This window comes from Sphingomonas sp. J344 (genome assembly GCF_024700005.1).
Classification (GTDB): domain Bacteria; phylum Pseudomonadota; class Alphaproteobacteria; order Sphingomonadales; family Sphingomonadaceae; genus Sphingomonas.
In genome coordinates this window covers 2,707,020-2,729,040 of the sequence record NZ_JAJONB010000001.1, presented here as the reverse complement: position 1 = coordinate 2,729,040, position 22,021 = coordinate 2,707,020, and the positions used below count along the sequence as shown (strand labels likewise).

The following is a 22,021-nucleotide window of genomic DNA, read 5'->3' as shown; positions in this document are numbered from 1 at the left end:
AGCCACGCTCGTCACCCCGGCCTTGTGCCGGGGTCCACTGGGCCGCATGTCCCGGTGCTCGCAGCTCCTGCGCTGCACCCGCCACGAGCGTTGGGCAGCGTTGATGAGTGGACCCCGGCACAAGGCCGGGGGAAGAGCTGTTGGTGGAATATGGACACTTGCGTACCACACCACTCGCGCAAGTGTTGAGAACCAACCGTTCTGAATAGTTGCTCGATTGCGTTCCGCCTGATTCACATGCAAGTTCCCGCCTCGGGGTTTTAGGGGGAAAGCATGGATTTGGCGACTCGTCTTACTGAGCTGGCGGCGAAGACGCAGCAGCATCGGGAAGTCTTACTCACGGAGCAAGCGGCCAAGACCGCTCTCGTCATGCCATTCATCAACCTGCTGGGTTATGACGTATTCAATCCTTCCGAGGTTGTGCCGGAATACGTCGCGGACGTTGGCACCAAAAAGGGTGAGAAGGTCGACTATGCAATTTGCATCGACGGCAAGCTTTCGATCCTGATTGAGTGCAAGCCCTCTACCGGCGACCTGACGATCAACCACGCATCGCAGCTGTTCCGCTATTTTAGCGTAACGGACGCTCGGCTTGCGATCCTAACGAACGGCGTAATCTATAAGTTTTTCTCTGATCTTGATCAGCCGAACAAGATGGATACGCAGCCGTTCTTTACGCTGAGCTTAGACGCGGTGCGTAAGTCTGACGTGCGTATCCTCGAAAGTTTCACCAAAGCCGGTTTCGATATCGACGCTATCGTGCGTGAGGCATCCAATCTGAAACTTGAATCGCTCGTCCGCAAGGAGCTGGAAAGCGAAATGGGTACGGCATCGGAAGAGTTTGCTCGCCTGATCGCGAAGCGCGTTTATTCAGGCCAGATAACATCGCAGGTGAAGGATAACTTCACGCGGCTCATCGCAAATTCTTTCTCGGCGATTGTGCGTGACCATGTGAATGATCGGCTTACCTCCGCGCTGAATGCCTCGGCTGTTCCCGAACATGACGAGGGACCGGGGGCATCCTCGACGGAAGAGGTTATCACCACCGAGGAAGAAATTAGCGGCTTTAGGATCGTACAGGCCATCGCTTCCAAGCTCATCGATCCCAAGCGGGTCGTTATGCGCGATGCGAAATCCTATTGCGCAGTTCTGCTGGACGACAATAATCGTAAGTCGCTGGCTCGACTTCACTTCAATGGCCTCACGACGAAATATGTCGGGACATTCGACGGCCAGACGGAGACGCGAAACCTAATCAGCGACCTGACTGACATTTATAAGCTCGCGCCACAAATCGAAGCGCGCATCAGCGAGCTTGATAGCAAGAAGGGTGATTAAGCCGCATTCCCAGAGCTGAAATCTACGCTTTCAGGCAATTCAGTCCCGCTGCGATGTATCGAAAGGTTCTCAGCCCGTGCATGAAGAAGCACCGCTGGATGACGGCAAATTTGATAACAATGGCGAGCAATCTGCTTCTGCCCGCTCGATACAGAAGCTCTTCGATGACACGCGCAAACGGCTTGTAGAGACGGGTACGCGAAATCGGCTTGTTCACGTCAACCGTGCGAACACGCGCGGCAATGTTGTGAATATCGTCAATGAGCGTTCCGATGATGTGTGGGCGATCCTCTCGTCAGGCAAAGCCATGCGGTTTCGCGCGCTGGGGCATGATACCCGACGCGGTGATGATGCGTCGGATATTGTCTTGGCGAATGAGGATTTCGATGAGGTCGGAACCGACCGCTACACCGACAACCAGCTAGAGACGCGATTAGGGCCGGATGGACTGGCGAAGAAGCTGCTCAAGATCGCGCGTGAAGCGAAAACGGCAGAGGAAGAGCAAGGCGTCAACATTCTGTACCTCGCTCTCGGATTTCTGACTTGGTTCGAGGACACAACCTCAACCGTGGCGCGCGAAGCTCCGCTAATCCTGTTGCCGGTGGAGCTGGTCCGCAACGCCCGAACCTCAACCTATGACATTAGGTTGCGGGATGATGATTTGATCACAAATCTACCACTGCAACAAAGACTGTCTGAGGATTTCGGGATCAGACTTCCCCCGGTTGAAGTCGGAGATAACTGGAAACCCTCCGATTATTACGCGCAGGTCCAAGGTGTAGTTGCCGACCGCGCGCGATGGAAAATCGACAGCGATGCGATGCAGCTGGGATTTTTCTCGTTTTCAAAGCTTCTGATGTATCTCGACCTCGCACTGGATGCGTGGCCTGACAGCGCGTTGGAGGGCCACGCCCTGACACGCGGGCTATTGTACGAAGGGTTCGATTCCGAACAACCGCTGTTTGGACCCGATGACCGCCTCGATGACATTCTGCCACCTGAAAAGATGTTTCATGTTGTCGATGCGGATTCCAGTCAGGCGCGCGTGATCGAAGAAGTGCGCTCTGGTCGGAACTTGGTCGTTCAGGGGCCACCCGGCACCGGCAAGAGTCAGACCATTACCAATATCATCGCGGCCGCTGCGAAAGAGGGCAAAACCGTCTTATTCGTCGCGGAAAAAATGGCTGCGCTTTCGGTAGTGCACGATCGCTTGGTCAAAGTCGGCCTGCGAGACGTTTGCCTCGAACTGCATTCCAAATCGGCGAACAAAAAGGTTGTACTGGCGGAGATCGCAAGGACGCTCGGTGCCGCGCAAGCCATTCCCGCTATGCCGCAAGCGCCTGTTGCGCTGACAGAAACAAGGGATCGCCTAAACCGGATCGCAGACGCGCTGCACACACCGATTGGTGAAACGGGTGAAACGCCATTCTCCGCGCTCGCCCGCCAAGCTCGCTATATCGGCATGGATGCACCAACGCCGATGTTTGAAGCCGATGCGCTGGCAACGATGCCGAAGGCAAAAGAGCGCGAACTTGCCAACGACCTTCTTGAATTTGGTTCTCTGCTTCAATCCTTGGGTAACCTGCGCTCCCATCCTTTTTGGGAGTCGGCGCGCTCGACCTGCAGCCCGTTGAATTAGGGTCGGGACCCATAAACGGGATTCCCTTGGCGGCTGGGATGTGATTCATGCGCTGCGCCAGCAGGAGCGTGGATTTGAGCGAGTTTTGGTTGAGTGAAGCCCAGTTCGAGCGGCTGCGTCCGCTGCTGCCGGACAAGGTGCGCGGTGTGGCGCGGGTCGATGATCGGCGGGTGATCAGCGGCATCATTCATGTGGTGAAGTCGGGCGGGCGCTGGGTCGACGCGCCGGCCTGCTACGGGCCGAGGAAGACGCTCTACAACCGGTTCGTGCGCTGGGCGGCAAAGGGTGTGTGGCAGGAGCTGTTCGTCACGCTCGCGGCAGCAGGCGGGCCGCCCGCCGAGGTCCTGATCGACAGCACGCATATGAAGGCGCACCGCTCCGCGGGCGGTGGAAAAGGGGGCGCTCGTCCAGGCGATCGGGATCAGCCGGGGCGGCCGCAACAGCAAGCTCCACGCGCTCACCGACGGCGAAGGTCGGCCGCTCCGCTTCCTGCTGACCGGTGGCCAGGTCGCCGACTGCCGCGCAGCCGATGTGTTGCTCGATGATCTCGCGCCGCGCACCATCGTGCTCGCGGACAAGGCTTACGACAGCAATGCGATCCGCGACCTGATCGAGCGGCAGGGTGCCGTTCCGAACATCCCCTCCAAGACGAACCGCCGCTGGAAAAGCTGCTTCTCCAAGACGCTCTACAAGGGCCGCAACGCCGTCGAGCGCATGTTCTGCCGCCTCAAGGATTATCGCCGCATCGCCACCCGCTACGACAAGCTCGCCACCAACTTCCTCAGCGCCATCTACCTCGCCGCAGCCGTCACATGGTGGTTATGAGTCCCGACCCTAGCAATTAACAACCGACGAAAGGATAGACTGATGATCGACAAGTATCAGGTGTTCGCTTCCTTCGCCCCCGGCGGGTGCGATGGAGATGGGAGCTGCGGCAACGGCCAAAGTGGTAGCGTAGGCTGCGGCCATTGATCCGCTAGCCTTGTGATTAAAGTCGCGCCGCCAATCTTGGCGGCGCGACTCCTATCTGTACCGATGCACCGGAATAGCTGCGAAGTGCAGCCAGAAATTATGAGCACTCAGGGCGTGGTAGCCCCATGCCTACTCGATGCTTATAGTTCTTCCCCCGGCACAAGGCCGGGGTGACGATGTGTGGACCGCAGCATGACCACCCTCCACATCCTCGTCGATGCAGACGCCTGCCCGGTAAAGGACGAGATCTACAAGGTCGCGTGGCGGCGCGAAGTGCCCGTCACGATCGTCGCCAACAGCTTCATCCGCATCCCCGATCACCCGCTGATCGCGCGCGAGATCGTTTCGGACGGCTTCGACGCTGCGGACGACTGGATCGCCGAGCGTGCCGGGCCGAAAACGGTGGTCATCACCGCCGACATCCTGCTTGCGGACCGCTGCCTCAAGGCCGGGGCAGCGGTGCTCGCGCCCAATGGCAAACCCTTTACCACCAGCTCGATCGGTGCTGCCATCGCCACCCGCGCGATCATGGCCGATCTGCGCGCGGGCGGCGACCAGATCGGCGGCCCCGCTCCCTTCGCCAAGCAGGACCGCTCGCGCTTCCTCTCGGCACTCGACGAGGCTTTGAACCGGCTGGCGCGACTAGGCTGACGCTTACTCAAAATGCAATCGCGGTCGTTACGGCTGCGTGATAGCGATCCCGACTCTGATCTGGAGGCGCGCATGACCGAGACGAGGATCACCCACCCCGACGGAACCGGAATCAACCTGCACAGCTGGCCGCTCGCCGACGCCAAGGCCGTCGTCATCCTCCAGCACGGCTTCAATGCGCATGGCGGGCACATGCAATGGCCGGCGGAACAGCTCAACGCGGCGGGCTATGCCTGTTACGCGGTCGATCTGCGCGGGCGCGGCAAGTCGGACGGCGAACGCTATTTCGTCGAGGATTTCGGCGACTATCTCTCTGACCTGCAACTCGCCCTCGACCGCGCCCGCGCCGACCATCCGGGCCTTCCCATCTTCCTGATGGGCCATAGCGCGGGCGGGGTGATCGCGACCAGCTATGCGCTCAAGCATCAGGCGCAGCTCGCCGGGCTGATCTGCCATAGCTTCGCCTTCCGCGTGCCCGCGCCACGCTTCGCGCTCAACCTGCTGCAATGGATCGGCGGCTTCCTGCCCCGCCTCGGCGTGCTCAAGCTCAAGAACGCCGATTTCTCGCGCGATCCGACGCATGTCGCGATGATGGACGCCGACCCGCTGATCGCCGACGAGACCCAGCCCGCGCGGACGGTGGGCGAGATGTGGAGGGCCGACAAGCGCCTTGAAGTGGCGTTCGGCGCCTTTTCGATGCCGATCCTGATCATTCATGGCACCGAGGATCACGCCACCCTGCCCGCGGGCAGCCAGTTTTTCTTCGACCGCGCCGGATCGGCGGACAAGACGCTCAAACTCTATGACGGTCATTATCACGATCTGCTCGCCGACACCGGCAAGGAAAAGGTGATGGCCGACATCCAGAGTTGGATCGCGGCGCGGCTGCCTGCGCCGAACTGACGGCGGGAAGCGGGTGACATTCACCCGCGCCCGCCCTATCATCGGCGTCACCGGTGACAAGGAAGCAGTTTTCGATGTTTGCACGACCCGGGCCGCGTCTGGTCGCGGCCTCTCTGGCGCTTGCAGCCGCCGCACCCGTGCTGGCGCAGACGGCGGCACCTTCGCCCTCACCGTCGCCCAGCGCGACGCCGACCGGCGCGCCGCTTCAGGTCCAGCCGCTTCCGACTCCCTTGCCCCTGCCGACCGTGACGGCGGATCAGGCGGAGCAACTGCGCCGCCTGATCGTGCAGGGCCGCATCGCGCACGGACTGCGCTATTCGACCCAGGCGGCGGAAATCCTTCCCACCGACGATGTCGGCCTCGTCCGCGCCGCGCTCGATTATGCCCGCGCGATCCATATCGGTCGCCTCGACACCGCCGATTTCCAGGAGGATTGGGCGCTGCGCCCCGCCGCATGGGATCCGCAGCCCGGCTTCACCCGCGCGCTGGCGGAGAACCGCCTGACACAATGGTTCGCCGATCTCGCCCCGCCCTATGAGGGCTATGAGACGCTGCGCGCCGGGCTTGCCCGCTACCGCCTGATCGAATCCGCGGGCGGCTGGAGCGCGATTGCCGCCGGCCCCGACATGAGCGTCGGGGCGACCGGCCCGCGCGTCGCGGCGCTGCGCGCCCGGCTCGCGGTTGAAGATGACGGCGTCGCGCGGCTCGGCGACAGCTTCGACGCCGAACTCAAGGAAGCCGTGGTCCGCGCCCAGCGCCGCTATGGCCTCAATCCCACCGGCACCGTTTCCAGCGGCACGCTGGGCGCGCTCAACGTTCCGGTCGAGGGGCGCATCCGCCAGATCATGGCAAACATGGAACGCTGGCGCTGGATGCCCAAGACGATGCCGACCGACCGGGTTCAGGTGAATATCGCCTCGGCCAGCGTCGCAGTGTTCGAGGGCGACCGCCCGGTAATGTCGATGCGCGGCGTGACGGGCAAGCCGGGCGGCGGCGAGACGCCAATGCTCGTTTCGAACATCCACTCGGTGGTGGTGAACCCGCCCTGGAACGTTCCCGCCGGAATCGCCGCGCGTGAGCTGTTCCCGAAGGGCGAAGCCTATCTGGCGCGCAACGGGTTCAAGATCATCGGCACCGGTGCCAACCGCCGCCTGCAACAGGCTCCCTCGCACTCGGCGCTGGGCAAGTTCAAGTTCGACTTCAACAATCCCTTCGCGGTCTATCTGCACGACACGCCGACCAAGGGCACCTTCTCGCGCTTCGACCGCCTCGCCAGCCATGGCTGCATCCGGCTCGAACGGCCTGCGGAGCTCGCCAATCTGCTGCTGACCGGCGACCCGGTATGGACGCCGGAAAAGATCGCCGAGACCGTCGCCGGGGGCAAGACCACCCGCGTGCCGCTGCAAAAGCAGGTCGCGGTCTATCTGCTCTACTGGACCGCCTATGGCAGCGCGAGCGGGACGATGAACTTCCGCGGCGATCCCTATAACTGGGACAAGACGCTCGCATCGAAGATCGAGGCGCGATCGGCCACCCAGGCCCAGTCGGCGCGCTAAGCAACAAGGGGAGAAAGCCAATGAACCGCCGCACGATCCAACTCGCCACCGCCCTCGCCGCCGCAGCCGCGCTCGCAGCCTGCTCGGGCGCGTCGGAGGAAGCCGCGCCCGCCGAAAATGCCGTCAACGCGATGGAGCTGACCGAAGACCTGCCGGCGGACGAGAATGTCACCGAAACGGCACCGTTGACCACCGACAACGCCACGGCTCCCGCCCCGGTCGCCGAACCGGCGGCCCCCGACGAAGCGCAGATTCAGGACGACGCCGAATCGGTCGGCATGACCGCCCGCGTCCAGCGCGGCGACAGCTCGGGCAACCAGGCCGCCCCGGCGGAGTGACACTGTTAATCCTCCCCCGCCAGGGGGAGGTGGCGCCGAAGGCGACGGAGGGGAGGAAGCACTGCGGCTTGAGCCTTAAGGGCATCGCCGTCCTCCCCCTCCGTCAGCTGCGCTGACACCTCCCCCTTGCGGGGGAGGATTGGACTACCCCACACTTGACTCCTGTCCCCCACCCGCTATGAGCGCGCCTTCGCATCACCGGGCAACCGGTGCGCGTTCCGTCCGAGACAGTGGGTGTGCGGCATTTGGCCGCACTTAATTTCCCGCCAAGACGGGGACAGAGATTTACGCCGGTCGTATCCGCATTGCGGAGCCTCCGGGTCAGCCCGCCGGACCCTTCCGGCCCTGACGATCATGCCCCCCACGGACAATGGGGATCGGGCAGCCGCCCGGTTCCTGGCGTAACCGCTCCGGCCCTGGCCGGGGCATAGTGAGGAGACAGGCATGGATCGTTCTCAGAAGACCCAGGCCGTTGCCGAGCTGAACAGCACCTTCAACGAGGTCGCAGTGGTGGTCGTCACCCGCAACCTCGGGATGACCGTCAAGCAGTCGACGGACCTCCGTAACAAGGCGCGTGAAGCTGGCGCGAGCTACAAGGTCGCAAAGAACCGCCTTGCCAAGATCGCGATCGAAGGCACCGATTACTCGGTGCTCGCGGACCTGCTGACGGGTCCGACGGCGCTTTCCTATTCGACCGATCCGGTCGCCGCCGCCAAGGTGGTGACGGATTTCGCCAAGACGAACGACAAGCTCGAAATCGTCGGCGGCGCAATGGGAAGCATGCTGCTCGACGCGGAAGGCGTGAAGGCACTCGCATCGCTGCCTTCGCTCGACGAACTGCGCGGCAAGATTGTCGGCCTGCTTCAGGCCCCGGCAGCCAAGCTCGCGTCGATCACCCAGGCACCCGCGGCGCAGCTCGCCCGCGTGTTCAATGCCTATGCGGAGAAGGACGCGGCCTGAGCCGACGTCCATTTGCGATTTTTCGAACCAATCTGAATTTTTGAAGGGAATATCAAATGGCTGACCTGAACGCTCTTGTTGACCAGCTGTCGGAACTGACCGTCCTCGAAGCCGCTGAGCTGTCGAAGCTCCTCGAAGAGAAGTGGGGCGTCAGCGCCGCTGCTCCGGTCGCGGTTGCTGCTGCTGGCGGCGCTGCCGGCGGCGCGGCTCCGGCTGCTGAAGAGCAGACCGAGTTCGACGTGATCCTCACCGGCGACGGTGGCAAGAAGATCAACGTCATCAAGGAAGTCCGCGCCATCACCAACCTCGGCCTGACCGAAGCGAAGGCTCTCGTCGAGGGCGCGCCGAAGGCCGTCAAGGAAGGCGTGTCGAAGGACGAAGCCGAGAAGCTCAAGAAGCAGCTCGAAGAAGCCGGCGCGACCGTCGAGATCAAGTAATCTCGCGGCTGCATCAGCAGCTTATGAAGGGGGCGGTCCGGCAACGGGCCGCCCCTTTTCGTTGGGCGGCTGCCTCGTTGAGGCGAGCTGCAAAAATCCTCTCCGGCACGGGGAGGTGGCAGCGCGCAGCGCTGACGGAGGGGGCCCGAGCCGTCGGATTCCCTTGCCTCGGGCCCCCTCCACCAGCTTCGCTGGTCCGCCTCCCCCGTTCGGGGGAGGATTCAGTTACCCCACATCCTTCGGTACATACCGCTTCGCCGCCAACCGCCCGAAGCCATCCGCCGCCCGCTCGACCCAAAGCGGCCCCAGCCTATCGCTGCCCGGCGCGGGCACGGTGCCGACCATGAAGCAATCGCGCAGCGTGCGGATCGAAAGTCCGGCATACCATTTGAGCGCGACTGGCAGGATCGGCACGAACATCGGCTTGCCCTGGACATTGACCACCCGCATCTGGTCGGCCGCCTGGCTGACCTGGCCCTTCAGCATGTGGATGCCACCCGGCGCGATGCTGAACGGTTCCGACCCCGGCGCCATCCGCGCCGCGCCATGGAAGCCCGCAATCTGCGCGTCCTGATCCGGGTTGGCCGAAAATAGCGCGAGCACCGCGCGGACATTGTCGGCGGACTCCGGCCCCCGATTCTGGATGTAGAGCTCGAAATCGATGCTCACCATCCCGTCACGGATTGCCGCGCGCAGCGGGCGGATTTCGGTCACCAGCGGCCCCGGCGGTGGCGGCACCGGCGCGACTGGCGCAGCAGGTGCCGGCCGCGGAGCGGGCGCGGCGGGTTGCGGCGCGGGGCGCGGCGGCGCGGGCGGGCTGGCCACCCCGGCACGCGCCGGCGGTCCCGGTGTCGGCGGCGACGCGACCACCGGAGTTTCGGCCACCTCCACCTCATCCACCGCTTCGCGACGACGACGGCGGCGACCGGCAATCGCAAGCCCGCCAATCAGTCCCACCGCCAACGCGGCTGTCGCAGCGAGAGCGGGCCAGAGCCAGGCATCAAGGGCCTCGACCGTCGCCCCAAGGCCGTCACTCTGCACGGCCGCTGGAGCCTGGGCATCAGGAGATACCGCCGGGCTCGGCCCCGGCTGTGGCGTCGCCACCGCCGTAAAGTCGGACGGCCCGAACCGGGTTGGGCTCGGCTGCGGCGCTGGCTGCCCGGTTGGCTGTACACCTGGCTGCGGCGTCACCACCGGGGTCGGCTGTGCCGTCGTCGCACGCGGCGTGGGCGTCGCGCGCGGCGGGATCGGCACCGGCGTCACCGTCGGCTGCGGCGCGGGAGCCGAAGTCGGCGTCGACGTCGGCGTCGGGGTCGGCGTCGGACGCGGCGTCGGATTGGGGTTGATGTCGAAATCCCCGATCGGCGGCGTAATCACCGTCGGTCGCTGCGCCTCCTGGCCAACAGCGGGGCTCGCAAGCAACAGGATCGTGGTCAGCGCGGTGGTCGCGCGAAGGGTCAACGCAGTCACGCGCCGCGCCTAGCATGGAGAAGGCGGACCCGCGCACCAAAAAATGCGCAGGCCCGCCCGAAAAGCGACCCGCCCCGGCGCAAACCGGGACGGGCATTGTGATAAGGCATCAAAGCTTGGCCGGTACTCCGACCAGTTCGGCCTCGACATCGACGTACATCGACGGATCGTCCTGGATCGCGATCGGCTCCAGATGCGTGCCACCATTGACGCGCCCGATGCGGAACGCTGCAGCGGTGCGCCCCTCGCGCCCGTCGGGCAGGCGGTAGCGGGCATCGGCGACCAGCACCGGGGTAAACCCGTCATCGTCGCCCGCGATCGCATCGACCGCGTCGCGCGGCATCGTCAGCATGGCCTCCAGCGTCGTGCCGTCCCCCGGCGCGATCGTCGCGGCGGGCAGGCTCGAATCCGTGGGCGGATTGCTCAGCATCCGCTCGATTTCGCTCTGCTGTGCGCCGTGCTCGCCCAGCATGAACGCGCCAATCTGCACGTCCTTCGCAGGCGCACCACCCGCATTGGCGACGGTGAGCTCGAACCCCACCGTAGCACCACGCCGGCTCATGCCAGCCCGGATCGGACGCATCGCGAGCTCGAGCTGCGGACGACCGCCCGCCGGCTTTGCACCGCCAAGCACTGCGGCAACATCCGCCGGGTCGGCATCGGACAGCGCCGCATTCTCCAGTGCGGGCTTCGCTTCATCATGCTTGGGCGTAACCGGCTTCGCATCCGGCGCGAGGCGCTCTGCAAGCTCCCGCTCATGACGCGGCGCGATGAACGCTGGCGCAGCAGCGACCGGATTGGCAACCGGACGCTGGATCACCGGATCGGGCATGCGACGTTCGATCACCGGTTCACGGGCCGACTCGACCGGCGCAGCGACCACGACCTCATCCTCGATATAGGGCTCGTCCGAACGACGACGACGCAGCAGCATCGCGGCAGCGATCAGCGCGGCAACACCGCCCAGCGCAGCCAGGATCAGCCACATCGTGCCGCCATCGCCCGGCGCGGCCTCGATCGGTGCGGGCGCGGTTTCGGTCACCGGATCGACGACCGGCGGCGCAGTCTGCGCAACGGGATCCGCCGAGGTAGGCGCGGCAGGCGTGATCTCAGGCGCAGCAACGGGGGCTGGGATCGGAGCCGCAGCGGGGGTCGCACGCTGCGGCGTTTCTACCGCGCGGGTCGGACGAGCCGGAGCTTCGGCGCGTCGCGCAGCGGCACGCTCGCGCGCCTCCTGCTCGGCCTGCTCGGCGACGCCGGGAGCAATCGTTGTGCGCGACTCCCCGCTCGGCGGGGTTTGCGCGACTGGGGTCTGGACCGGAGGTGGAGTGACGGGCTGTGGTGCCGGAGCCGGAGCAGGCTGGGCCGGGGCCAGCACGGTCGGCGGGGTCACCGTCTCCTGCGCCAGGGCGGTTGCGGGGAGAGCGGCGGCGGCGAAAAGCAGCGCCACTGCTCGGCGAAGCGCGGGTCGCGCATGATGTGCTGTGTGGGTCATAACGGGGGTCAACAAGTGGAACCCGCGATTCGTCGCAGCTATGGCTCGAAATTGCGGCGAGTTGTTGGCGCGCGACGTTCAAGTGATGATTCAATCTACCCCCGAAACGAAACGGGGATGACTTTCGCCACCCCCGTTTTTAGTTCCACCTCAAGATGAACAACCGTTCAGGGAACGGTCACCGTCTTGAATTCTACGCCTTTTAGTTCGGGAAGCGCCTGAAGCTGCGGCGTGATGACCTTCAGGTCGCCGACAACCACCAATGTCATCTTGTCGAGCGGCAGCCGCTTCGCCGCCTCGCTGATCTGCGCGTTGGTCACCGCAAGGGTCGCCGGGACATAATTTTCCAGCCAGTCGCGCGGCAGGCCCAGCGAATCGCGCGTCGCCAGCGTGTTGACCAGCGCGCCGGCGGTGGAGTTCTGGATGACGAACAGGCCGGCCATATATTGCCGCATCCCCGCCGCTTCCTCGTCGCCCGGCGGGGTCGCCTGCAGCTCACGTATCTCCTTGAACACCTCGGTCAGCGACGGCCCTGTCGCCGCCGTGGTCACATCGGCGTTGAACGTCCACACCGCATTGGTCGGCAACAGCGCAACGCTCGACCCCGGCGAGTAGGTGTACCCCTTGTTCTCGCGGATATTGCGCGTGATGCGCGAGCTGAACGATCCGCCCAACAGCGCATTCATCACCCGCGTCGGGATATCCCCCCGCGCTCCCCGCCTCGGGAGCCGGAAAGACGAGGTTGATCGTCGATTGCGGTGCGCCCGGACGGTCGAGCAGCAATACTTGCGGCCCGGACTTGGGATTGACCGGGATCAGCGCCCGCTCCGGCCCCGCAGCCCAACCGCCGAACGCCTTCTCGACCGCCGCCTTGACCGTCGCCGCATCGAACCGCCCGGCGATATAGAGGTGCGACCGCTTCGCCCCGAAATTGGCGGCATGCCACGCCTTGAGCTTGCCCGCGTCGTAGGCTCCGAACTGCGCCGGGGTCGGCAGCACCCGGCCATAGGGGTGGTCGGTGCCATAATAGGCGCGCGTCACCGCCGCATTGGCCAGCGTCCCCGGCTGCGTCAGCGCGATGGCGAGGCGGCGGTTCCAGTTCGCCTTGACCCGCGCCAGTTCGCTTTCGGGGAAGCCCGGCCGCTGCGCAACGTCCGCGACCAACCCGATCGCATCCGTGGTGCGGTCGGACAGGACGTTGATCGACACTGCCGAGGTGGTCGTACCCGCATTTACGGCGAGACCGCCGCCCATCTCGGCGGCCTTTTGCGCGATCTGCGCGGCGGTCATCCCCGCCGCGCCCTCGCGCATCATGTCGAGCGTCAGCCCGGCGAGCCAGGTGTCCGGCCCCTCGTTGATCGACCCCGTATAGGTTTGCAGCGACACGACCGCCTTGGGCACCACGCCATAGGGGATCAGCGTCACCTTCATCCCGTTCTCCAGGACATAGGTTTCGCTCGCCGGAACCTTGAACGGCTTGGGCGCCGGGATCGGCGGCGGGGTGGAAGGAAGCTCCTGCGCGGCGACCCCCATCGGCGCGGCGAGAAGGGCGGCAGCCGTCAGGCTTGCGATCATGCGGCGCATCTCACTTGCCTCCTTGCTGAGCGGCGGGCGCGGCAGGCTGGGCCGCACCGGGATCGATGACATAGATCGACCGGTTGGTCGGGCGTAGATATTCCTGCGCGGTCTTCTGGATCAGTTCGGGCGTCACCTTGGCGAACCCGTCCTCCAGCGTATTGACCTTGTTCGGGTCGTTATCGAACAGCGCATAGACGGCGAGCAGGTCGATCAGGCCGATCCGCCCCGTCCCGTCGATCGTCGAATAGAGCGAGGAGCGCATCTTGGTCCGCGCCCGCGCCAGTTCCTCCGGCGTCACCTTCCTGGTGCGCAGATCCTCGATCACCGCGTCGACCGCGGCCTTGATCTCGTCGCGGCTGCGATTGGCGTCATGCGTGAAGTTGAAGCTCCACAGCATCGGCCCCTGATAATTGAACATGTTACCCAGCGGGAAGTTGATCCCCCGCCGACCTCGCCCGCAATTCCGGTCTCGGCGACCAGCTTGCGGTACAGCCGGCTGTCCTGACCCTTCACCAGCATCTGGTCGATCAGGCCCATTGCATACCATTCGGGCGTGCCGCGCGCGGGGACATGATAGCCCGCTGCCCAGCCGGGCTTGGGTGCCAGCTTGTCGGTACGCGCGCGATATTTCTCCGCAGTCTGGCGCGGTTCGCTGATGTCGGGCAGCTTGACCGGCGGCGCCTTGGGCATCCAGCCATAATATTTCTCGACCATCGCCTTGGTCGCGGCATAGTCGATGTCGCCCGCCACCACGAGCACGGCGTTGGACGGCTTGTAGAAGCTGTCGAAGAACTGCTTGGCATCTTCTACCGTCGCCGCCTCGATCTCCTTCAACTCGCCGTAGAAATTGTGGCTGTTATACCAGTTGGTGTTGGCCAGCATCGGCAGGTCGATCCACGGCCAGGTGCTGTACGGCTGGTTGAGGACGTTGACCTTCACCTCGTTGCCGACGACGCCCTGCTGGTTCTTAAGCACCTCGTCGTTGATCACCGGCGCGGACATGCGATCGGCCTCGAGCCAAAGCATCCGCTCCAGAGCGTTCGACGGCACCACCTCGAAATAGTTGGTGAAGTCGTAGCGCGTCGACCCGTTCAGCACGCCGCCGGCATTGCTGATCGTGCTGATATGCACGCCCTTTGGCGCGTTCTTCGATCCCTGGAACAGCAAATGTTCGAACAGATGCGCAAAGCCGGTGCGCTCGCGCGGCTCGATGCGGAACCCGATGCCGTAATAGACACCGACGGTGACCGTCGGGCTCAGCGTATCCTTGGCCAGCACCACGCGCAGCCCATTGGGCAGCGTGAAATACTGCATCTCGACCTTGAGCTTCGCGGGCGCGCTCTGCGCCGCCGCCGGGCTCGCCACCAGCCCCAGCGGCACCGCCGCCCCGGCCAGCGCAAGCGCCGTAACCCATTGTTTCATCGCCATGGAAATCCCCTCTGACTCGTCAGCTGTGTTAGCCTATCAGCACAGCGCGCGAGGGCAAGGGCGTTCGTCGAATATCGCGGCGGGCTAGATCCCGCCCTGCATTACCGCGCGCCCGGCCGCTTCCAGCTGCGCGGTCAGGTCCGCCAGGCACGCCTCGACCAGCGCCGGGTCCGTTGCACGGGCGACGAAATTCGCCCCCACCCGCCCTTCGCGGAAGAACGGATAACTCCCGATCGCGACCCCTGCATGCGCCTTCTCGGTCGCGCGCAGCACGTCTGCGACCTCGCTCTCGGCAACCCAGCAGCCGATCGTGCCACTGACCACCGGCTGCCCGCCCTCCAGCGTGCCCGTCAGCGCATCGAGCATGCCCGCGGTGATGTGCGGCACCCCGGCCATGATGAAGATATTGCCGACCCTTATGCCCGGCGCGCCCGACATGCGGTTGGGAATCAGGTCGCCGCCCTCCGGCACCCGCGCCATCCGCAGCCGCGCCTCGGTCAGCCCGCCGCGCGTCTCGTAATAGCGCTCCAGCGTCGCGCGCGCCTCCGGGTGGATGACCACCGGGACGCCCAAAGCCGCCGCGATCGCATCGACGGTGATGTCGTCATGCGTCGGCCCGATGCCCCCCGGTGGTGAAGCAATAGTCGTATCGCGTGCGGATCGCGTCCACCGCCTCGACGATCCGCTCCTGCACATCGGGTACGACGCGCACTTCGGACAGGCGGATGCCCTGCACATTCAGCCACACCGCGATCTGCGCGACATTCTTGTCCTGGGTGCGACCCGACAGGATCTCGTCCCCGATCACCACAAGTCCCGCCGTCCAGATGCGCTCGCTCATAAACCCGCCATAGCGCGCGCCGATCCCCTCGCAAAGCGGCGACCTTTCGCCTATATGGCGACGATGACCGAGTATGTTGCCGTAACCGCCGACACCAATTTCGCCCGCGACGGGGCGATCAAACTCTATGGCCCCGACGGGTTCACCGGGATGCGCGCCGCGGGCAAACTCGCCGCCGAGATTCTCGACGCGCTCGTGCCGCATGTCGTGCCGGGCGTGACAACCGCGGAACTCGACGATTTCGTCCGTCAGCGCATGCTCGACGGCGGCGCGGTACCCGCGACGCTCGGCTATCGCGGCTACACGCACAGTTGCTGCATCAGCATCAACCATGTTGTCTGCCACGGCATTCCGGGGCCGAAGACGCTCAAGGACGGCGACATCGTCAATATCGACGTGACGCCCCTGCTCGATGGCTGGCACGGCGACACCAGCCGCATGTACCTCGTCGGCGACGTTCCGTTGAAGGCGCGCCGCCTGGTCGACGTCACCTATGAATGCCTGATGATCGGCATCGAGATGGCGAAGCCCGGCAATACGATGGGCGATATCGGCCACGCCATTCAGCGCCATGCCGAAAAGCATCGCTACGGCGTCGTGCGCGATTTCTGCGGCCACGGCCTTGGCCGCGTGTTCCACGACGCGCCCGAAGTCGTCCATGTCGGCCGCCCCGGCACTGGCCCAGAGCTGCGTCCCGGCATGTTTTTCACGATCGAACCGATGATCAACATCGGCCGCCCCGATGTGAAGCTGCTCGACGATGGCTGGACGGCGGTAACCCGCGACCGTTCGCTCTCGGCGCAGTTCGAACATTCGATCGGCATCACCGAGACCGGCTGCGAAATCTTCACGCAATCGCCCACCGGCCGCCACAACCCGCCCTACGCCTGACATGGCGGACGGCAAGTTCGAACGTCACCGCCAGCCCTGGCGGCAGGACGAGATCCAGAAGCTGCACACGCTGGCGAAGAAGGGCATGGCGCTCAAGGCCATCGCCAAGGCGCTGACCCGCAGCGAGGAATCGGTCAAGGACCGCGCCAAGGAAGACGGCCTGTCGATCGCGAAATTGCGTTAGCGCTTCGGCCCAAATCCCCAATCGTCACCCCGGCCTTGTGCCGGGGTCCACTGTGCCGCACATCCGGCGCTTGAGCCTCTCGCTTCGCGCCTGACGCCCGGTGGACCCCGGCACAGGGCCGGGGTGACCAAATTTGGGAAGCGCCGTCCTGAATACCCCCTCCTCCTACGACGCCATCATCCTCGGCGCCGGCGCAGCCGGCCTGATGTGCGCGCTCACCGCAGGCCAGCGCGGCCGCCGCATCCTGCTGATCGACCACGCCGATCAGGTCGGGAAGAAGATCCTGATCTCCGGCGGTGGACGCTGCAATTTCACCAATTTGGGTATAGCCCCCAACCGCTACCTCTCCGCCAACCCGCATTTCGCCAAGTCCGCGCTGCGCCGCTACACCCAGCACGACTTCATCGATCTGGTCGACCGGCACCGCATCGCCTGGCACGAAAAGACATTGGGCCAGCTGTTCTGCGACGGCAGCGCGAAACAGATCGTCGCGATGCTGCTCGACGAATGCGACAAGGGCGGAGTCGAGGTCGCGCTCGGCCACCCGGTCAACGACGTCAGCCACGCCGATGGCAGCTATCGCGTCACCATCGGCGACCGCACCGCCACCGCCCCTGCGCTCGTCATCGCCACCGGCGGCCCGTCGATCCCGAAGATGGGCGCGACCGGCTTCGCCTATGACCTCGCGCGCAAGTTCGGGCTCAAGGTGGTCGAGCCGCGCCCAGCGCTTGTCCCCCTAACGCTCGGCGGCGACGAGGTGCTGTTCCGTGAACTCTCCGGCGTCGCCGCGCCGGTGGCTGCGCGCGCCGGAAAAACCAGTTTCCACGAAGCCGCCCTGTTCACCCATCGCGGCCTGTCCGGCCCGGCGATCCTCCAGATCAGTTCCTATTGGCGCCACGGTCAGCCGGTCGAGATCGACTTCCTCCCTGACCGCGCCCCCGGCTGGCTCACCGACGCCAAGCGCGCCGCCCCGCGCACCACCCTGCGCAAGCTGCTCGGCGACGCCCTGCCCAACCGCCTCGCCGACACGCTCGCCGAGCAACTGGCGCTCGACGGAGAACTCCAGTCCGCCGCCGACAAGCGCCTCGCCGAAGCCGAACGCCGCCTGTCCGCCTGGACCTTCCACCCAAACGGAACCGAGGGCTATGCCAAGGCCGAGGTCACCATCGGCGGGATCAGCACCGCCGACCTCTCCTCGCAAACCATGGAGGCCCGCGCCGTGCCCGGCCTCTACGCGATCGGCGAAGGGGTCGACGTCACCGGTTGGCTCGGCGGCTATAACTTCCAATGGGCATGGTCGAGCGGCTGGGCGGCGGGGCAAGCGATCTGACTGCCCGCCGTTCTGACGCCTTTTCCGACACTTGCCCGATTTCGACCGTTGCCGCTCCCGCCCCCCGCTGCCACAAGGCCCGGCGGGAGGATCGCATGCGTCACACCATCCTGGCCCTCGGCCTGCTGATCGTCACTCCCGCCTTTGCGCAGGACGCGCCGGCCACCCCCCGACCCAGCTCCCTGCGATTCCGCCCGAAGCTCAGGCCCGCGCCGACGCGCTCCTGATCCGCGCTGCCGAACACCTCATCGCCGGCCGCCGCGCCGATGCCGCACCCTTGGTCCGTGAAGCTCTCACCCTCGCCGGCCCCGCCGACGACGTCGCGCAGCTGCAAGGACAGACCCAGTTCGAAATCTATTCCCGCTGGCTCGAAGCCCGCAGCACCGCGATGAAGGCGCGCGACTTCGCAACCTTCGCCCGCTGGACGTGGCTGACCGCCGCCTATCGCATGAAGGGCGCAGCGGAGCGCACGACCGCAACCGGCCCGGTCGAGCTCGACGATATCGACGACCTGTTCTTCATGACCTACGGCCTCGTTCTCGCGGGCGAAGAGCAGCGCGCTACGGCCTTCCTCGCACCCTTCATCGCCGCGCCCGACCCTGCCTTCGAAACCGCCTTCGCCAAGGACATGGCGCAGCGCGCGGTCAGCGTTCAGAGCTGGGGCGGGCAGGACAAACCCCGCGCCGCGCGTCTCGTCGCCTTCGCCATCGCCGCCTTCGACCGCCCGGCCGCCCGCGCGCCCGACGCAGTCCGCGACCTCTACCGCGTTCAGGGCGTCATCCTGCGCACCGCCGGAGACTTTGCCGGTGCCCGCGCCGCCTATGCCAAGGCCCGCAAGCCCGGCACCCCGCCCGACGACGCCGAACTCGCCCTGATGTTCGCGATGGGAGACGTCGATGACGGCATCCGCGCCGTCCAGCAACTGGTCGGCGACAGCCCGGGCAGCGCCCTGTCGCGCTCCGCCGCCGACCGGCTGGTCGAGATCGCCGGCCAGACCGGCAGCGGCAACGCCGCCACCATCGCGATCTATGAGCGCGTCTGGCCGGTCTATCTCCGCCTGCTCAAATTCGACGACCTCAAGCTCCAGAATGCCGGATCGATCCTCGCCAACCTCTATATCGAGACCGGCGACCCCGCCCGCGCCGAACCGATCCTGACCGGCCTGCTCGCCAGCGCGGAAAAGCGCTGGGGACCGGAATCGAATGGCGCGTTGATGTACGTCCTCGAACTCGCCGCCTCGGTCGAGGCGCAGAACCGGCTGGCGGAGGCGGAACTGCTCTACCGCCGCATCTGGGCGCTGTCGCTGCGCTACAATAATTACGAGCCGGATGACTCGCGTGAAGCGTTTGAGGGGATCACCCGCACCCTGCTCGCACGCGGGCTGGTCGCTGACGCGCTCGCCTTCACCGCCGATGGCATCGCCCGCGTCCGCGCGGCGGGGAAGAGATCAATGTGTGGCGGCGCATGTTCTACCTGCTCGCCCGTGCACAGGCGCTGGAGGCATCGGGAGCGCTGGCCGATGCCGAAGCCCATGCGCGCGAGGCGCTCGGCATCGGTGACAGCGACGACAAGATGAACATCGCCGCCGCGTTCGACGACCCCAATGTCTATGCCCGCGCCCGCCTCGCCCATCTGCTCGAACGCCAGGGCCGCGCCGCGCAGGGCGAACCGATCCGCCGCCTGCTGCTCGCGAAGATCGAGGGCAACGACATGATCCCGTGGGAAGGAGAATATCGCACCGAAGCGCTCCGCGCGCTCGCCGCCAATCTGACCATGCAGGGCAAGGAGGAAGGCGCACGCCTGTTCGCCGAACGCATCGCCGCCACCACCCGCATCTACGGCACCGACAGCCCGCAATTGCTCGATGTCGCCGAGCCCTTCGCCCGCGCCCTGCTCCAGTCCGGTCGCCCCGACGCCGCGCTCACCCCCGCCCGCATTGCGCTCGCCGCCCGCACATCAGCCCGCTTCACTGGCGACGCGGCGCGCGCCAACCTCAGCGACCTCGCCCTCGCCCGCAAACGCACCGAAGCGGCACGGCTGATGGTCGAGGCGGCGTGGAAGGCGAGCCGCTAGCTCCGGCTCACTTCACCCCCCGCCACCCAATCGTCGATCTTCTTCTCCAGCACCGGCATCGGCAGCGCGCCGGTGTCCAGCACTGCGGCATGGAACCCGCGCGGGTCGAACTTCGCGCCTAATGCCGCCTTCGCCTTGGCCTTTGCCTTCAGGATCGTGAGCTGGCCGATCTTGTACGACAGTGCCTGTCCCGGCATCGCGATGTACCGCTCGACCTCGGCGATCGCGTCGGTCTGCGACATCGGCGAGTTGGTGACCATATACTCGATCGCCCGGTCGCGGCTCCACCCCTTGGCGTGCAGCCCGCTATCGACCACCAGCCGCATCGCGCGCAGCATCTCGTCGTTGAGGCCGCCCATGCGCTGATACGGCTCCACCGCGACATCCAGTTCGGTGTAGAGCGTCTCGGCATAGAGCGCCCAGCCCTCGACATAGGCCGTATTCCCACCAAAGCGCATGAAGGCGGGAAGCGCGGCATTCTCCTGCGCCAGGCTGATCTGGAAATGATGCCCCGGCGCGCCCTCGTGCAGGTACAGCGTCTCCATCCCCCAGGTGTAGCGCGTCGGCAGGTCATAGGCGTTGAAGTAAAAGATGCCCGGCCGCGACCCGTCGGGCGTGCCCTGCGAATAGCTGCCCGCCGCGTCGGTCTTTTTCGCGATATGCCGGGACCGGGCGGATCTCGAGCGGTGCCTTGGGGAGCAGCGAGAATTGCGTGCCGATCCGCGCATCGACCCGCTTGCCGATCGCCTCATATCCGATGCGCAGCGCGTCGGCGCTCTCGGGCTGGAACCGCTTGTCGGTGCGTAGATGGGTGAAGAACTCCTGCAGCGTGCCGGTGAACCCGACCTTCGCCTTCTGCGCTTCCATCTCGGTCAGGATGCGCTTGACCTCCGACAGCCCCAGATCATGGACGTAATCGGCGGTCAGCGGCAGCGTCGTGTTGCTCTCGATCGCATAGGCATAGAGCGCCGCCCCGCCCGGCAGCGCCGATGTCCCGACGCTCTCACGCGCGGCGGGGAGATACTCATTGGCCAGGAAGTCGCGGATCTTCTTGTGCGCCGGCACGATCACGTCGCGGACCTGTGCGGCATAGGCCGCCTTCAGCCGCACCTGGTCCGCCGCCGAAATCCCCTCGGGGAACTTCTTCACCGGGCCGTAAAAGACCGACTCCTCGACCCCCTGCCCGTTCAGATTGTCGAACTGGCCGATCATGTTGGTGACGACCAGCTTGGGCTGAACGATCCCGCGCTTCATCCCCTCGCGGAACAGGCCGATCACCCGGTCATAGGTCGCCGCATATTGGGCGTTGCGCTTCAGGTTATTCTCGTAATCCGCCAGCGTCTTGAACGGCGCCGCACCCTCGCCCGATGCGAAGCCGGGGTAGAATGCCTGAAAGCCGGTGAAATGGTCGATCGGGAGGTATTTGGACACCGCGACCAGCTCGGGCGCAAAACCCTTGAGCGTACGCGTCTGATCCGCCTCGAACACGTCATAGGCGATTTGGTTGACCTTGGTCAGCTTCGCCCGGTCGATCTTGCGCAGCCCCGCCAGGTCCGCCTCGCTCGCCGCCTTCTCCGCCGCCAGATAGGCGTCGGTATAATAGGTGCCGAGCTGGTCGGCATAGCGCAGGTCGCCGCGGAACAGCGCCATGATCGGGTTGCGCTTGAGCGACGCCTCGTCGCTCGCATGGAACAGCGCCTTGAGCTTCGCGTCCTCGGCCCCCTCGCCCGGCAGCGCGGTGGGCGCGGGCTGCTGCTGCGCGACGGCGGGCAGAGCGGAAGCGCCGGCGAGCAGGGCGGCGAGAACAAGCGGAACAGCGCGCATCGATTATCCTTGGAGACTGGGTGTGATAGGTGGACATTACACCCACCCCGTCCGCGCGCAAGGCTGCACCGCAATCGCGCAAGCCACGCGCGCATCTGCCCAATTGTTAGGCA

19 protein-coding genes and 3 pseudogenes are annotated in these 22,021 nt (G+C 65.5%); 14 read left to right on the top strand and 8 right to left on the bottom strand.

From position 1 onward, the window contains the following. Nucleotides 1-273: 273 nt before the first annotated feature. The 9 genes from LRS12_RS13835 (at nucleotide 274) to rplL (ending at nucleotide 8,794) form a co-directional block, all read left to right on the top strand. Nucleotides 274-1,338, top strand: a complete 1,065-nt coding sequence (locus LRS12_RS13835; protein WP_257845043.1) for a type I restriction endonuclease — start codon at nucleotides 274-276, stop codon at nucleotides 1,336-1,338. 76 nt (nucleotides 1,339-1,414) lie between these two features. Further along, complete coding sequence (locus LRS12_RS13830; protein ID WP_257845042.1) at nucleotides 1,415-2,977, top strand: DUF4011 domain-containing protein; 1,563 nt, start codon at nucleotides 1,415-1,417, stop codon at nucleotides 2,975-2,977. Between the two features lie 47 nt (nucleotides 2,978-3,024). Beyond that, a protein-coding gene (locus tag LRS12_RS13825) for an IS5 family transposase (protein WP_374579991.1) occupies nucleotides 3,025-3,802 on the top strand; the annotation gives its coding sequence in 2 pieces (ribosomal slippage) (nucleotides 3,025-3,386 and nucleotides 3,385-3,802; 780 coding nt in all). A gap of 339 nt (nucleotides 3,803-4,141) precedes the next feature. Then, entirely contained in the window at nucleotides 4,142-4,600 is a 459-nt protein-coding gene (locus tag LRS12_RS13820; RefSeq protein WP_257845041.1) for a YaiI/YqxD family protein, read from the top strand. Nucleotides 4,601-4,672: 72 nt separating this feature from the next. Next, entirely contained in the window at nucleotides 4,673-5,503 is an 831-nt protein-coding gene (locus LRS12_RS13815; RefSeq protein ID WP_257845040.1) for an alpha/beta hydrolase, read from the top strand. A 74-nt stretch (nucleotides 5,504-5,577) separates the two neighbouring features. Continuing rightward, nucleotides 5,578-7,059 carry a murein L,D-transpeptidase gene (locus LRS12_RS13810; RefSeq protein WP_257845039.1) on the top strand — a complete coding sequence of 494 codons (1,482 nt, stop codon included), beginning with the start codon at nucleotides 5,578-5,580 and terminating at the stop codon, nucleotides 7,057-7,059. Nucleotides 7,060-7,079: 20 nt separating this feature from the next. After that, on the top strand, nucleotides 7,080-7,397 hold the full coding sequence (locus LRS12_RS13805; RefSeq protein ID WP_257845038.1) for a hypothetical protein: 318 nt from the start codon (nucleotides 7,080-7,082) through the stop codon (nucleotides 7,395-7,397). Between the two features lie 444 nt (nucleotides 7,398-7,841). Beyond that, entirely contained in the window at nucleotides 7,842-8,357 is a 516-nt protein-coding gene (gene rplJ, locus LRS12_RS13800; RefSeq protein ID WP_257845037.1) for a 50S ribosomal protein L10, read from the top strand. A 56-nt stretch (nucleotides 8,358-8,413) separates the two neighbouring features. Beyond that, nucleotides 8,414-8,794 carry a 50S ribosomal protein L7/L12 gene (gene rplL / locus LRS12_RS13795; protein ID WP_257845036.1) on the top strand — a complete coding sequence of 127 codons (381 nt, stop codon included), beginning with the start codon at nucleotides 8,414-8,416 and terminating at the stop codon, nucleotides 8,792-8,794. A gap of 225 nt (nucleotides 8,795-9,019) precedes the next feature. Here rplL and LRS12_RS13790 read toward each other — a convergent pair whose 3' ends face one another. From LRS12_RS13790 to LRS12_RS13760, 7 genes and pseudogenes are all read right to left on the bottom strand, one after another. Further along, on the bottom strand, nucleotides 9,020-10,264 hold the full coding sequence (locus LRS12_RS13790) for a hypothetical protein (protein WP_257845035.1): 1,245 nt from the start codon (nucleotides 10,262-10,264) through the stop codon (nucleotides 9,020-9,022). 109 nt (nucleotides 10,265-10,373) lie between these two features. Next, a complete protein-coding gene (locus LRS12_RS13785; RefSeq protein WP_257845034.1) occupies nucleotides 10,374-11,714 on the bottom strand; it encodes a hypothetical protein in 1,341 nt (446 codons plus the stop codon). Nucleotides 11,715-11,926: 212 nt separating this feature from the next. Continuing rightward, the gene (locus LRS12_RS13780; RefSeq protein WP_257845033.1) at nucleotides 11,927-12,445 is read right to left on the bottom strand and encodes a pitrilysin family protein; all 519 of its coding nucleotides are present in this window, start codon (nucleotides 12,443-12,445) and stop codon (nucleotides 11,927-11,929) included. A gap of 61 nt (nucleotides 12,446-12,506) precedes the next feature. Beyond that, nucleotides 12,507-13,190: pseudogene (locus tag LRS12_RS13775) on the bottom strand (M16 family metallopeptidase); the annotation flags it as partial. Nucleotides 13,191-13,344: 154 nt separating this feature from the next. After that, nucleotides 13,345-13,734 (bottom strand): hypothetical protein, encoded by a 390-nt coding sequence (locus LRS12_RS13770; protein WP_257845032.1) that lies wholly within the window; start codon nucleotides 13,732-13,734, stop codon nucleotides 13,345-13,347. Next, nucleotides 13,659-14,759, bottom strand: coding sequence for a pitrilysin family protein (locus LRS12_RS13765; protein ID WP_257845031.1), 1,101 nt, complete (start codon nucleotides 14,757-14,759; stop codon nucleotides 13,659-13,661). Before LRS12_RS13765 ends, LRS12_RS13770 begins: the two co-directional genes overlap by 76 nt. 90 nt (nucleotides 14,760-14,849) lie before the next feature. Beyond that, nucleotides 14,850-15,606, bottom strand: a pseudogene (locus LRS12_RS13760) (competence/damage-inducible protein A). 63 nt (nucleotides 15,607-15,669) lie between these two features. On the opposite strand from LRS12_RS13760, the gene map reads away from it, so the two are divergent. The 5 genes from map (at nucleotide 15,670) to LRS12_RS13735 (ending at nucleotide 20,084) form a co-directional block, all read left to right on the top strand. Continuing rightward, nucleotides 15,670-16,497: a type I methionyl aminopeptidase gene (map, locus tag LRS12_RS13755; RefSeq protein WP_257845030.1), complete on the top strand. Its 828-nt coding sequence runs from the start codon at nucleotides 15,670-15,672 to the stop codon at nucleotides 16,495-16,497. 1 nt (nucleotide 16,498) lies between these two features. After that, nucleotides 16,499-16,681, top strand: a complete 183-nt coding sequence (locus LRS12_RS13750) for a hypothetical protein (RefSeq protein WP_257845029.1) — start codon at nucleotides 16,499-16,501, stop codon at nucleotides 16,679-16,681. Nucleotides 16,682-16,886: 205 nt separating this feature from the next. Further along, nucleotides 16,887-18,011, top strand: a complete 1,125-nt coding sequence (locus LRS12_RS13745) for an NAD(P)/FAD-dependent oxidoreductase (RefSeq protein ID WP_257845514.1) — start codon at nucleotides 16,887-16,889, stop codon at nucleotides 18,009-18,011. Between the two features lie 277 nt (nucleotides 18,012-18,288). Beyond that, a complete protein-coding gene (locus LRS12_RS13740) occupies nucleotides 18,289-19,587 on the top strand; it encodes a tetratricopeptide repeat protein (protein WP_257845028.1) in 1,299 nt (432 codons plus the stop codon). Beyond that, a complete protein-coding gene (locus LRS12_RS13735) occupies nucleotides 19,476-20,084 on the top strand; it encodes a hypothetical protein (protein ID WP_257845027.1) in 609 nt (202 codons plus the stop codon). Before LRS12_RS13740 ends, LRS12_RS13735 begins: the two co-directional genes overlap by 112 nt. Here LRS12_RS13735 and LRS12_RS13730 read toward each other — a convergent pair. Next, a pseudogene (locus tag LRS12_RS13730) lies at nucleotides 20,081-21,908 on the bottom strand (DUF885 family protein). The gene LRS12_RS13735 and the pseudogene LRS12_RS13730 sit on opposite strands and share 4 nt — an antisense overlap. Nucleotides 21,909-22,021: the final 113 nt, after the last annotated feature.